General features: G+C 66.5%; 10 protein-coding genes. 7 read left to right on the forward strand and 3 right to left on the reverse strand.

The window, feature by feature from the left end:
- Nucleotides 1-62: 62 nt before the first annotated feature.
- From CI805_RS14750 to CI805_RS14765, 4 genes are all read left to right on the forward strand, one after another.
- Nucleotides 63-2888 carry a TonB-dependent receptor plug domain-containing protein gene (locus CI805_RS14750; RefSeq protein ID WP_260928824.1) on the forward strand — a complete coding sequence of 942 codons (2826 nt, stop codon included), beginning with the start codon at nucleotides 63-65 and terminating at the stop codon, nucleotides 2886-2888.
- A 199-nt stretch (nucleotides 2889-3087) separates the two neighbouring features.
- Nucleotides 3088-4371: an alpha/beta hydrolase family protein gene (locus CI805_RS14755; RefSeq protein ID WP_260928826.1), complete on the forward strand. Its 1284-nt coding sequence runs from the start codon at nucleotides 3088-3090 to the stop codon at nucleotides 4369-4371.
- A 45-nt stretch (nucleotides 4372-4416) separates the two neighbouring features.
- Entirely contained in the window at nucleotides 4417-6165 is a 1749-nt protein-coding gene (locus CI805_RS14760) for a carboxylesterase family protein (protein WP_260928827.1), read from the forward strand.
- The gene (locus tag CI805_RS14765; RefSeq protein WP_260928829.1) at nucleotides 6084-6629 is read left to right on the forward strand and encodes a carboxylesterase family protein; all 546 of its coding nucleotides are present in this window, start codon (nucleotides 6084-6086) and stop codon (nucleotides 6627-6629) included. Before CI805_RS14760 ends, CI805_RS14765 begins: the two co-directional genes overlap by 82 nt.
- Before the next feature lie 186 nt (nucleotides 6630-6815).
- On the opposite strand, the gene CI805_RS14770 is transcribed toward CI805_RS14765, so the two are convergent.
- Complete coding sequence (locus tag CI805_RS14770; protein ID WP_260928831.1) at nucleotides 6816-9074, reverse strand: TonB-dependent hemoglobin/transferrin/lactoferrin family receptor; 2259 nt, start codon at nucleotides 9072-9074, stop codon at nucleotides 6816-6818.
- Nucleotides 9075-9414: 340 nt separating this feature from the next.
- On the opposite strand from CI805_RS14770, the gene CI805_RS14775 reads away from it, so the two are divergent.
- The 3 genes from CI805_RS14775 to CI805_RS14785 are packed head-to-tail and all read left to right on the forward strand — an operon-like array spanning nucleotide 9415 to nucleotide 11269.
- Entirely contained in the window at nucleotides 9415-10170 is a 756-nt protein-coding gene (locus tag CI805_RS14775) for an energy transducer TonB (protein ID WP_260928833.1), read from the forward strand.
- Nucleotides 10171-10185: 15 nt separating this feature from the next.
- Complete coding sequence (locus CI805_RS14780; protein ID WP_260928836.1) at nucleotides 10186-10797, forward strand: biliverdin-producing heme oxygenase; 612 nt, start codon at nucleotides 10186-10188, stop codon at nucleotides 10795-10797.
- Nucleotides 10781-11269 (forward strand): YbaN family protein, encoded by a 489-nt coding sequence (locus tag CI805_RS14785; RefSeq protein ID WP_313958580.1) that lies wholly within the window; start codon nucleotides 10781-10783, stop codon nucleotides 11267-11269. The genes CI805_RS14780 and CI805_RS14785 overlap by 17 nt, the downstream gene beginning before the upstream one ends.
- Nucleotides 11270-11390: 121 nt before the next feature.
- On the opposite strand, the gene CI805_RS14790 is transcribed toward CI805_RS14785, so the two are convergent.
- Nucleotides 11391-12137: an SDR family NAD(P)-dependent oxidoreductase gene (locus tag CI805_RS14790; RefSeq protein WP_260928838.1), complete on the reverse strand. Its 747-nt coding sequence runs from the start codon at nucleotides 12135-12137 to the stop codon at nucleotides 11391-11393.
- Nucleotides 12106-12858, reverse strand: a complete 753-nt coding sequence (gene yaaA, locus CI805_RS14795; RefSeq protein ID WP_260928840.1) for a peroxide stress protein YaaA — start codon at nucleotides 12856-12858, stop codon at nucleotides 12106-12108. Before yaaA ends, CI805_RS14790 begins: the two co-directional genes overlap by 32 nt.
- Nucleotides 12859-12906: the final 48 nt, after the last annotated feature.

A 12906-nucleotide genomic window follows, 5' to 3' on the forward strand; every position in this document is an offset into this window, starting at 1 on the left:
GGGGTCTAAGAGGAACGGTTGACCGTCCCGCCCTGCATCGCGATTATACAGGAGAGACGATCTTGAACTCGCAAAGCCGTATCTGCTGCCTGCTGGCCAGCGCCAGCGTTCTGGCCTTCGCCCAGCCTGCCTTGGCACAAACCACACAGGCTGCCCCAGCTGCCACGCCTGCCCCCGCGACCGACGACAGCGCCGCGCAGGACAGCCAGAGCCGCAATCAGGAAATCATCGTCACCGGATCGCGCGTGCTCAAGGACGGTTCGGCCAGCCCGACGCCGCTCACCACGATCTCGACCGAATCGCTGGTTTCCGCCGCGCCCAGCGGGACGATCAGCGATGCGCTGAACAACCTGCCGGTGTTCTCGGGCTCACGCGGGTCGTTCAGCAACCCCGGCTCGAACGCCACCGGCGTGCAGGGCGGCAACGGCAATGCCAACGTGCTGAACCTGCGCAACCTCGGCACCACGCGCACGCTGGTGCTGTTCGACGGCCACCGCGTGCCGCCCACGCTGTTCAACGGCACCGTCGATGTCGACATCATCCCGCAGGAGCTGATCAAGAACGTCGACATCGTCACCGGCGGCGTTTCTGCCGTCTACGGGTCAGACGCGGTATCGGGCGTGGTCAACTACGTGCTCGACCGTAATTTCAATGGCTTGCGCGCACATGGCGAGATGGGCATCTCGCAATACGGTGACGCCGCAACCCGCGACATCGGCGGCGCCGTGGGCTTCAAGGTCGGCGACCGCGGCCACTTCGAGGCCAGCGTCGAGCATCGCGAGGCAGACGGCATTCCCAACCGCGTCGGCGCCCGCAAGTGGCTGAACCTCGCCGCGATCCAGGGCAGCGGCACGACCGCCGATCCCTATTACCTCGGCACCAACGTGCGCCTGCCGAACTACAGCTTCGGCGGCTATATCCCCAGCGGTGCGCTGGCCGGGCAGACCTTCGGTTCCGACAGCACCTTGAGCGCTTTCGACCGCTCCACCGACGGCGCCTATCAGAACGCCTCGATGATGGCCGCATCCAAGGGCACGCAGGTCTTCGGACGGTTCGACTACGACCTGACCGACGACATCCACTTCTACGTGCAGGGCGCGGGCAACTTCAAGAAGAGCACCGCCTACACCGGCTGGAACCAGCTGGCGGGCCTGACCTTCAGCGCCGACAACGCCTATCTGCCCACCGCCTATCAGGACGCGCTGGCAACGGCAGGCCAATCCACCTTCACGATGAACGAGATCCTCTCGGCCGCGCCGCGCATCCAGACACAGAGCAGCACGCAGCAGATCTACGCCAATGCCGGACTTAACGGCAGCCTTGGCAAGTGGGACTGGGACGCGACCTATACCCACGGCGTCTCGCGCCTGCACACCGTGGTCAACAACGTCATCAACTACCAGAACCTTGCCGCCGCCAGCGACGCGGTGACGGACGGCAGCGGCAATGTGGTGTGCGCGGCCTCGCTGGTGAACTCGGCCTATGCCAACTGCACGCCGATCAACCTGTTCGGCTCGTCCTCGCCCAGCAGCTCGGCGCTGGACTATATCCTCGGCAATGTCGGCTATGTCAGCCACACAATCATGGATTCGGCCGATGCCTCGATCAGCGGCTCGCCGGTCGATACCTGGGCAGGCCCGGTCAACGTCGCGCTGTCGGGCGAATGGCGCCACACCTCGTTCGACATGTCGAGCACGACGAACACCGCCTATGCCGACTGCACGAACCTGACCTACAACTGCACTGCAGGTGGCACGCCGATGTATTCGGTGATGTTCCCCAGCAGCGGCAAGGTCAGCCAGAGCGTGAAGGAAGCCGCGCTCGAAGTGGAAGTGCCGCTGCTCAAGGACGTGCCGCTGTTCCGCTCGCTCAACTTCAACGGCGCGGCGCGCTACACCGATTACAGCACCAGCGGCCATTACTGGACCTGGAAGCTCGGCGGCGTGTGGGAAGTCAACGACGACATCAAGTTCCGCGGCACGCTTTCGCGCGATATCCGCGCGCCCAACCTCTACGAACTGTTCCAGCCCGCCTCCACCGTGTGGGGCAACTTCAACCTGCGCCAGTCGGACGGGACGTACAAGACGTACTACGCGCCCTCGGTCAACGTGGGTAATGCCGATCTGAAGGCGGAAATCGGCCGCACCTACACCTTCGGTACGGTGCTCAAGCCCAGCTTCCTGCCGGGCGTGACGCTGACGGTCGATTACTACCACACGGTCGTCGACGATGCGATCACCACGGTGCAGGGCTTCAATGCCGCCACGCAGACGGCTTGCGCCACCACCGGCACCTACTGCGAACTGATCGACAGCAGCGGCACCACGCCGATCTTCTACATCAAGCCGTACAACCTCTCGAAGATCAAGACCTGGGGCATCGACGGCGAACTGGATTACCGCACGCGACTGGCGGGCCAGCCGCTCAGCATGCGCCTGCTCGTGAACTACCAGCCGCACATCTACTACATCCAGCCGGGCACGGCGACGATCGACCAGGGCGATGCCGGCTGGGGCCAGAACGGCCTGATGCCCAGCCCCAGCGTGCAGGTCTCGGCGTTTCTGGGCTATCAGGTCACGGACAACTTCAAGGTCGACCTGTTCGAGCACTACCGCAATGGCTTCCGCCGCAGCGGCGTGGCAACGCAGGTCTACCTCGACCCGCGCGTCCGCAGCTATGCCACCACCAACCTGACCTTCACGTTCGACACCGGTTCGGCCTGGAAGATCACCGATAGCCAGCTGACCTTCAGCATCAGCAACCTGTTCAACGCCACGCCTCCGCTCAGCGGCTACTACAGCGGCACCACCGCTGCGGGACAGGCCTACGAGTTCTCCGACGATCCCACCGGCCGCGCCTTCATGGTCGGCTTCAAGATCCAGGCGTGATCCGATGGCGGGATGCGTACGCAAAACAGACGGCAGGCGCGCGCCTGTGGCGCTGACCGGGCTCGTCGCGGCAGCTCTTGTCACAGCCGGGGCCACTGTCGGGATCGGGGCTTTCGCGCCCCGGCCCGCGTTGGCTCGGGACAGGGGGGCTCAGGACAGTGCAGCACAGGATGAAGCAGCCCCGGTACTTCCCGCGGGCGTGAAAACCACCTTCGTTCACCTCGGGCGCGGTGAGCCGGGCGTGCTCTACACCCCCGAAGCACCGGGGCCGAAGGCGGCAACGGCGGTGTTCATCATGCACTCGGCGGCGGACTATCTCAGCTTCTCGGGATGCAGCGAACTGGCGAAGCGCGGCTACACCGTGCTGTGCGCCAACAATTCCACCAGCAAGTCGGGCGCCTACAACGACGGCATTCTCGACGAAGTGCTGGTCGAGGCCGGGCGCGGCGTGGCCTGGCTGCGTGCGCAGCCGAACGTGCGCCATGTCGTGCTGCTGGGCCACAGCGGCGGCGGCACGGTGATGAGCGCCTACCAGATGATCGCCGAGAAAGGCGTGGCCGCCTGCCGGGGCAAGGACAAGATCTGGCAGTGTCCCGACAGCGTGGGGCACCTGCCGCCCGCCGACGGGCTGATGATGATCGACTCCAATTGGGGCCTCGCCGCGATGACGCTGTTCAGCATCGACCCGGCGGTGGAGGGCGAGGCGGGCGGCGTAACAGGCGGGATGTCGCTCGATCCCGCGCTCGACATGTACAACCCCGCCAATGGCTTCAAGGCCAGCGGATCGCACTATTCGCCCGCTTTCGTGAAGCGGTTCCTTGCCGCCGAAGGCCAGCGCTCGAACGCGCTGATCGCCAGAGCCGAAAGCGAGTACGCCGCGATCCGGGCGGGCAAGGGCCCCTACAGCGACGATGCGCCGTTCACGGTGCCCGGTGCCATCCTGCTAGGCAGCAACAACAAGCTGTTCTCGCAGGACATCGCGCTGATGGCGCATACCGTCAAGGCCTGGCCGCTGCTCCATGCCGACGGCAGCGAGACCACCGGCATCGTCCCCACCGTGCGCGTGCCGGAGAACGTCACCAACAACTCGCCCTCGTACCTGCGCGGCGCGCTCAAGACCTCGGTCGAGAGCTATCTGAGCACTTATGCGATCCGCACCGGGCCGGATTTCGGCTATGACGCCACGTCTGTTCACGGGGTAGACTGGACCTCCAGCTACGCCAGCCCTCCGGGCAACGTGCAGCAGATCGATGCCCCGCTGCTGGTAATGGGCATGACCGGCCACTGGGAATATCTGGCGGCCGAGACGATCTTCAACCTCGCCCACAGCCGCGACAAGTCGCTCGCCTTCGTGGAGGGCGCCACGCATCTCTACACGACATGCAAGGCTTGTGAGAAAACGCCCGGCCAGTTCGGCGACACGCTGAAGACCACATACGATCATATCGACAGCTGGCTCGCGAAACCCGGCCGGTTCGACTGATCTGCCGCTGCCTTGCTATTCGCTTTCCGCGCGAAGGACCAGACGATGACCCTTTCCCGAAATACGCGCCTGTTCGCCGCGCCTGCACTGCTTTCGCTGGCGCTCGCGGGCGCGGCCAGCACTCCCCTGAACGCCACCATGCCCACCAGCATCGGCCACTTGCAACAGGTCATGCTGCGCGCCGTGCCTGCGAAGAACGGACACACACTTGCCGTCACCAGCCCCGCCTTCGCGTCCGGCAGTGACATCCCGGTCAGCGCCACGCAGTTCGGCGCCAACCGCTTTCCCGGCCTTGTCTGGAGCAAGGGACCTGTCGGCACGCGCAGCTATGTGGTGATCGTGCAGGGCGAACTGCCCACCGGCGACGGCACCAGCGTCCACTTCGCGCTGTACAACCTGTCCGCTGCCACCACGCAGCTGCCGCAAGGACTCTCTGCGGCACCGGCGGGTGCCGTGCTTGGCCCCAACGTCCATGGCACGGATGTCGCCTATGCCGGACCGCACGCCAAGGATGGCGCGCGGCGCGCCTATCACTGGCAGGTCTTCGCGCTCGATACCGTGCTGCGCGACAAGGACCTTTCGCTCGCCGCGCTGGCAGCAGCGATGCGCGGCCACGTCCTCGCCAGCGGTGAGGTGCTGGGCTATTCGGCGCCGCCTGCCGCAACCACCGGGGATGCCTCGGCCCCGCTGCGTATCGAGACCGGCCTTGTCAGCGGCGCGCCGGGGCGCGATCCGGCGATCTCGGTGTTCAAGGGCATTCCCTATGCCAAGCCTCCGGTCGGAGCGCTGCGCTGGCGCGCGCCAGAGCGCCCCGCAGCATGGCAGGGCGTGCGACAGGCAACCGCGTTCGGCGCCGCCTGTCCGCAGCCCGGCGGCGAGATGGCGCAGGGCATGGTCCAGAGCGAGGACTGCCTGACGCTGAACGTATGGACCGGCGCCAAACCGAACGCGGGCGAAAAGCGCCCGGTCTACGTGTGGATCTATGGCGGCGGCTTCATCGGCGGCACCGGCGCCAGCCCGGAATTCGACGGCGAAGGTCTGGCGAAGAAGGGCGTCGTCGTCGTGACCTTCAACTACCGCGTCGGCGTGCTCGGCTTCCTCGCGACGCCCGCGCTCAGCAAGGAGAGCGGGCATAACGCCTCGGGCAACTATGGCCTGCTCGACGACATCGCCGCGCTGCAATGGGTGAAGCGCAACATCGCTGCCTTCGGCGGCGATCCCGACAAGGTGACAATCGGCGGGCAGTCGGCAGGCGCGGGCTCGGTGGGCTTCCTCACCATGTCGCCGCTGGCCAAGGGGCTGTTCCGCGCCGGAATCCTCGAAAGCCACGCCCGCGATCCGCGCGACCCGGAACTGCGCTATCTCTCGGTTTCGTGGCGTCCGCTGGCTTCGGCGGAGAAGCAGGGAGAGGCCTATGCTGCGCAGCATGGCGCGACCACGCTGGAACAGCTGCGCGCGATGCCGTGGCAGGACCTGATCAAGGGCAGCGCCACCATCGATACCTCGGTGGAGACCGGCAGCGACGGCAAGCCGCCGCTGTTCCGCCCCACGGTGGACGGCTGGGTCCTGCCGCACGATTACAGCGAGACCTATCGCCTGAAAGCACAGAACCCGGTCATGGCGGTGGCGGGCAACAACAAGGATGAAAGCGGTGCGGTGCCGGAAACCGCCTTTGCCATGCTGCGTGCCAGCAAGGCCCCCCGCGCGCCGGAATGCCGCAGACCAGCGTCACGCTCGCGCAGTTCCAGGCGGCGGCGCATCGCAAGTTCGGCCCGCTCGCGGACCAGTTCCTGAAGCTCTACCCGGCGAAAGACGATGCGGAAGCCGCGTTGCAGAACAACGCCTCGGTACGCGACAATTCGCGCATCTCGACATGGCTGTGGGGCAGGCTGTTTTCGCCGGGAACGCCGGCGCCGGTCTATACCTACTTCTGGACCCACGCCCAGCCGGGCCCGACGCACGACACGCGCGGCGCCTTCCACGGCTCGGAAATTCCCTATGCCTTCGACAGTCTGGACGCGGTGAAGCTGCCCTGGACCGACGAAGACCGCCGGATCGCCGCGACGATGTCGTCCTACTGGGCGAATATCGTCAAGAACGGCAACCCGAATGGACCGGGCCTGCCAGAATGGCCGCTCTACACCGCCGCGAAACCCCAAGTGATGGAACTGGGAGACCACTTCGGTCCGATCCCGGTCGCCAGTCCCGAAAAGATCGCGTTCTGGGAACGCTTCTTCGCAACGCAGAAGGCCTGGTGATCGCCTGAGATCCACCAGGTGCAAACGCCCTCCTCCACCGCCTCACCCAAAGGCAAATGAAGGAGGGCGCCGCAGCCGGTCCATGGGCACGACACAACCATGAACCGACGAGTGCGGCGCTTCGGGCCTATGCACACCTCCCGGTGGCCTGCCTCCACCGGGAACCCGAAATCACCGCTGCGATGATCAGTAATTGACGATCACGCTCGCCTTGAAAGTGCGGCCGGGCTGCGAATAATACCCCTGCTGCACACTGCCGTTATCGGGAATATCCAGCGCATTGTACCAGGTCTCGTTGAACAGGTTGTAGACACCGGCGGTAATGCGCACCGGCTTGGCGAACCACGGCTGCCACCAGGCCGAAAGGTCGACCACCTGATAGCTGGGCGTCTTGTTGAGGTCCGAGGTCGGCGTCTCCACCTTGTCGCGCTTGCCCGCAGCGGTGCCGGTCAGGTCCGCGCCGAAGCCGTCGCCGGTATAGCCCACGCCCAGCACGCCCTTGATCGGCGCGACAGAGTTGAGGTGGACATCCTCGTCGGTGTCCTTGCCGTCGGCATAGGCGAACGAGCCCCACACGCGCCACGCCTTCGAGAAGGCCCAGTGCGCCTCGGCCTCGACGCCGCGGATGCGGACGTGCTGACGGTTGACGTAAAGATAAACGCCCCAGGGATAATTGCCATCCAGCCCCGCCGCCGCAGCGGTGGTCGTGATCGTGTCGATAAAGTTGCGATAGCGGTTGTCGTAGTAGCTGACCTTCAGCCCGCGCTCGCCGTCGCCGTACTTCACGCCCGCTTCCCAGCCCTTGCTGGTTTCGGGCTTCAGGTCGGGATCGCCGACGCTGACATAGGTGCCGCTGCCGCCGTAGGAGAGGTACAACTCGGTCGCTGACGGGGCACGGAACGCCTCGGACCATTGCCCGTAGACGGTCAGCTTGGGCAGCACGTCGTATTCGGCCAGGATTTTGGGCGACCAGTGCGAATCGCTGGAACCTGCCGGAAGCCCCTCATAGGAATCGTTCGCCTGATAGGCGGCGGTGTCATGCGGCGTCCGCTTGTAGTAATCGAAGCGGATGCCCGGCGTCACGCGCAGGCGGCCTTCCTCGCCCACCACGATGCGATCCTGCAGGATCACACCCAGATCCGTTCCGCTAACATCGGGCATATCCGACTGATTGATGTGGTAATAGGTGCAGGCGGAAGGGTTGCTCGCACAGGTATCCGATCCCGTCGCATACTGGTGCGTGCGCGTGCCGTACAATTCGCCCGCCAGCGAAACATGCTGCGTGATGGCGCCGGTAGCGATGCGCGCCGTCACCGAACCCTTGCCGCCGAACGTGGTCTGGCGCAGCGTGGAATCGCGGTCGTATTCGCCCACCGGAGCGGTCAGGCGATCGGCCATAGTGTAGGTTTCCAGCGTGGCGCGCTGCCAGTAGCCGAGCAGGTGCGCGTCCTCGATCAGGCTGTCGCCTTCCGAGGTATAGTCCCAGGTGCCCGACAGGCGCTTGCGCCCGGTCTTCTCCTGCGTGGTGTACGCACTGTAGGTGCTGCCGACCGAGGTCAGCGTGTCCTCGTCATAATTGCGCGAGAACAGTTCGCCTTCCAGCCCAAGGCGATGGCCGCCGGGAAGGTACTGACGCAGCTTCACCAGCAGGCTGCCCTGATCGTAGTTCGCCGGGTTCTTGTCGGTCCGGGTGGCGCCGGTGCCGCCGACATCGCCCTTGTTCTTCGTCTCCTCGCCGTTGCGATAGCCGCCCTGAACCAGCAGCATCGTGTTGCCGTGGCGCAGCGCGACCGACTGGTTCATGATGATGCTGTCGCTGGCGCTGTCATAAGTAACGCGTGAGAGGCCCCCTTGCGTCTTGCCATCGGTCAGCAGATCCTCGGGATCGAGCGTGCGCAGCGCCACCACGCCACCGAAGGCCCCGGTGCCGAACACGCTTGAATCCGCGCTCTTGACAACGTCGATGCCGACCAGCCCGTCGAAGTCGAAGGCCATCGAGCCCCCCTCGACACCGCGCGCGCCGTCGCTCAGCCAGGGCAGACGCACGCCGTCGACCGTGGTCTGCACCCGGTCGGCATCGAGGCCACGGATCGCGAACGAGCCGTTGTTGCCGTTCACCGTCACGCCCGCATCGATGCGGCGGGTGTAATCCTCCACGCTGTCGGTCTGCAGGCGCTGGAGCGTCTTGAGATCGGTCTTGGTGGTCAGCACCTCGGGCTTGCCGAGCTGCTCGAAGCCGTTGCCCGCGACAACGACGGACTCCTGCTGTCCATCGACCGAAAGCGTGCCGAGCTGGACCGAACCGCTGTCGTCCTGCTGCTGGGCATAGGCGGCATGGGCAAGGCCCAGCGCGCTCGTCAGCGCCAGCAGCGCGACGGAACTGCGGACAGCGCCGGAAAAGGCGACATGGCGCTGGGCGCGGCCAGCGAAATCATTGCGCAACATAATAGCAAATGCCTCTCATTAGCATTACATGCCTGGAGGTCGGAAGGTCATTCGTTCGGTCTGAGAGCCGATCATGACGTCGGCTGGTGTTGACGAGGAACCCCTCCCTCCCTGGTGCCCGCTCGATAGGGCCTGACAAAAACCGCGTCAAGTTTCTTGCTAGTGATTCGCATTTGCTCTATTAACGTTTGCACAGACAGAGTCCGTCCGCATCCTTTTGCGCGCGGAAACCGTGTCGCCTGCGCTGCCCTTGAAAGTGAAGATCGTGTCGTCCAGCCCTGCTGCCCTACAGCTGTTTTCGCATGGGTTCCCCCCTGCCACAGCCTCTGCGCGGCTGGTCGTGGCCTCGAATGACGCGCCTTCGCTCCCGGCGGCCCCGCCGCTTCCCGAGCGCTGCCCCTACCGTCCCTCGAACCGCCGCCACATCGTCGGCCTGATCGGAACGCTGGCGACGATGGCGCTGCTGGGCGGGGTCTGCACGCTGATGTGGTCTTCGGTGAACTTCCATCCCCGGCAGGGCTCTCCCCATCTGACCGTTGTCACGCTGGCCTCTCCGCCATCGCCGAAGCAGGCCGCGCCGAAAGCCGCGCCGCCCCCACCGCCCCGGCCTGCACATCAGCGCCGCCAGCTGGCCGCGGTACCAACGCCGCGCATCGTGCTGGCGCCGACCACCGCGGTCGCGAGCCCGGCCGCCGCGCCGCTTTCCGCAGCCCCCGCCGCGTCCTCGCTCGTCGCCGCGCCGGTTACGCCAAGGATCGCGACAGCGCCGGTCCCTTCACCCGGCGCGCCGCCTGCCACGCCGCCTGCCGCCCCCGATGCCGGGTGGCAGAGCCGCCTGATGGCCCGCCTTGCCGCCTACCGCCGCTATCCTGCCGATGCCCGCCACCGGCATGAGCAGGGCACCGCCAGCGTGCGCTTCCGCATGGATCGCGAGGGCCGGGTGCTGTGGGCGCAGCTGGCGCAGTCCTCCGGCTCGGCCCTGCTCGACGCGGCGGCGCTCGATACCGTCAACCGCGCCGCGCCGCTTCCCAAGCTTCCGCAAGGCATGGGCGAGGAACTGACGCTGACCCTGCCGATTGCCTTTTCGCTGCACTGATCTATCTCCCTTATTATGTCCAAGGAACCGACGATGACCGACGCCGCGCTGCTCGAACCCTCCCGCGCCCGCCGCCTGAAGGCCGAAACGCACGCCGTTCACGACAAGCTCGACACCGGGCTGATGGCGCGTGACAGCTTCTCCAGCCGCGAGGGCTATGCCGGGTTCCTCAAGATGCAGTTGGCCTTCCATCGCGACATCGCCGCGCTCTATGCCGATCCGGTGCTGCGCACGCTGCTGCCGGGTCTGGCCGAGCGCCAGCGCCTTGCCGCCGTGGAAGCCGACGCCGCCGATCTGGGCCTCGACCTTGCCGAAACCCGCCCGCGCGTGTTCGAGCCCGGCCATCCCGCCGATCTCGCCACGGCGCTCGGCTGGCTCTATGTCGCCGAAGGCTCGAACATGGGCGCGGCGGTGCTGCGCAAGGCCGTCCAGAAGATCGGCCTGACCGACGAGTTCGGCGCCCGCCATCTGGCCCCGGCAGAAGAAGGCCCCGCCGCGCACTGGCGCGCCTTCGTCGCCGGGCTCGACGCGGTGACGCTGGACGAGGCGGGTGAGCAGGCCGCCATCGAAGGCGCCCGTGCCGCCTTCGCGCATGTGCAGGCACTGGCCGATGCGGACGTCCTCTGATCCCGATATCATCGACGGCGCGGGGGTAGGTCCCGCGTCGGAGAACGGCGCCTCCGGCGTTTCCCCACCCGCTGTCTCTCCGGCGCCGAAACTCGCGCGCAGCCGCATCTCGCGCTCGGCGTGGTTCGTGGCGGGCTGGGTGCTCGTCGGTATCGGCGTGATCGGCATCTTCGTGCCGCTGCTGCCGACCACCGACTTCATGCTGCTGGCGCTGCCCTGCTTCGCGCGCTCCTCACCCCGCTTCGAAGCGTGGCTCATCAACCACCCGCGCTTCGCCCCCCCTTTACGCGCCTGGCGCGACCAGCGCGCCGTCTCCCGCCACGCCAAGCGCGCGGCGGTGTTCGGAATGAGCCTGGGCTTCGGGCTGTTCATGCTGCTGGCAAAGCCCCACGCAATCGTGGCGATTCCCGTGGCACTGGTGCTGATAGCCGCGGCGGCATGGGTGCTCTCGCGCCCGGCGCCCAGGGCGTAGCCCTTTCCTTCCAAAGCCGTCGTCCCAGCGAAGGCTGGGACCGTTATCGATGTCGCGCGCTATTTGCAGCGATCCCAGCCCCCCTTTTTTTTTGGCGCTGGGATGACGGCATTGTGTGCCGTCAGAACGGAATTTCCGCCCCCTCGTAATCGAACAACTTACCGCTGTCGGTGACTTTCAGGCCCTCGATCACGTCGAGCAGTTGCAACGCGGCGCGTTCGGTGTCGAACAGGCGACCGGGCTGGACATTGCCCTGAAACGGGCGCGACAGCGCGGTATCGACCGTGCCGGGGTGCAGCGCGACGACGATCGCGCGGTCGTTGCGGCGACGCTCCTCGATGGCAAGGTTGCGCACCAGCATGTTGAGCGCGGCCTTCGAGGCGCGGTAGCCGTGCCAGCCGCCCATCCGGTTGTCCGCCACCGATCCCACCCGCGCCGAAAGCGCCGCGAACACCGCGCGGCCACTCCTGGGCATCACCGGCAGGAAGTGCTTGGCGACCAGCGCCGGGCCGATGGCGTTCACCGCATAGACCTTTGCCAGCCACGCCGGATCGAGATCGCGCAGCGCCTTTTCCGGGCCGAACTCGCCCTCATGCAGCAGCCCGGTGGCGACGATCACAAGGCCAGGCGGCGGTCCCTTGGCGACATGGGCTGCCGCCGCCGCGATGCTGTCCTCGTCGGTGAGGTCGAGGTGCTGCGCGCCGCTGCGCGAGCGGGCAAAGCCATGCACCACGTCGAACGCGCCTTCCTCGACCAGCGCCGCCTCGAAAGCGGAGCCGATCCCGCCCGAGGCACCGATGACGACGGCGGAGGTCTTCACAGCCACGTCCCTCGTCTCAGCCGCGCATGAAGCGCCAGCGGTCGGCATCGCTCTCGGCCGCATCGAAGCGATAGCCGTCGCTATCGAAGCCGCGCATCGCGTCGATGTCGGTCACATGGTTCTCGACCAGCCAGCGCGCCATCATTCCGCGCGCACGCTTGGCGTTGAAGCTGACGAAGCGCGGGCCCTTGGGGCCTGGCTCGCGGAACTCCACCTCGATCACCCGCACGCCATCGAGCTTGCCCGCCACCGAGGCGAAGTATTCCTGACTGGCGAGGTTGAGCACGGTACCCGAACCTTCCTCGGCCACCTGTTCGCGCAGCAGGTCGGCAATGCGCGTGCCCCACCAGTCGGTCAGGCTCTTGTGGCGCGGCGCCCAGCGCGTGCCCATTTCCAGCCGGTAGGGCCGGATCATGTCGAGCGGGCGCAGGAGGCCGTACAGCCCGGAGAGCATCCGCACATGATCCTGCGCGAAAGTCACGCCCGCCTCGTCCAGCGTATGCGCCTCGAAGCCGGTGTAGACATCGCCTGCAAAGGCGAACAGCGCCTGCCGCTCGGGCAGTTCGGGGAAATCGCGATAGCGATCGGCATTGAGCTTCGCCAGCTTGGGCGAGATGTGCATCAACTCCGACAGGCGCTTTTGCGTGAGGTGCGAGGCGGACTTCGCCAGCCCCATCGCCTCTTCGGCGAAGTGCGGCACGGTGGCGCCAAGCGGCGGCAGTTCGCGCTCGTAGTCGAGCGTCTTGGCGGGAGAGAGCAGCGCGATCATAGGGGCTGGCGGTAGCGGCGGAGGGCCGGGGCGTCAAACCGGGGAGGC

The organism is Novosphingobium sp. 9, assembly GCF_025340265.1.
Taxonomy (GTDB): domain Bacteria; phylum Pseudomonadota; class Alphaproteobacteria; order Sphingomonadales; family Sphingomonadaceae; genus Novosphingobium.

Bases quoted from the DNA above. Each gene is read 5' to 3' on its own strand.
- CI805_RS14760 (WP_260928827.1), top strand. From the start codon at position 4,417: ATGACCCTTTCCCGAAATACGCGCCTGTTCGCCGCGCCTGCACTGCTT.
- CI805_RS14765 (WP_260928829.1), top strand. From the start codon at position 6,084: ATGCCGCAGACCAGCGTCACGCTCGCGCAGTTCCAGGCGGCGGCGCAT.
- CI805_RS14770 (WP_260928831.1), bottom strand. From the start codon at position 9,074: ATGTTGCGCAATGATTTCGCTGGCCGCGCCCAGCGCCATGTCGCCTTT.
- CI805_RS14780 (WP_260928836.1), top strand. From the start codon at position 10,186: ATGTCCAAGGAACCGACGATGACCGACGCCGCGCTGCTCGAACCCTCC.
- CI805_RS14785 (WP_313958580.1), top strand. From the start codon at position 10,781: ATGCGGACGTCCTCTGATCCCGATATCATCGACGGCGCGGGGGTAGGT.
- CI805_RS14790 (WP_260928838.1), bottom strand. From the start codon at position 12,137: ATGCCGACCGCTGGCGCTTCATGCGCGGCTGAGACGAGGGACGTGGCT.
- yaaA (WP_260928840.1), bottom strand. From the start codon at position 12,858: ATGATCGCGCTGCTCTCTCCCGCCAAGACGCTCGACTACGAGCGCGAA.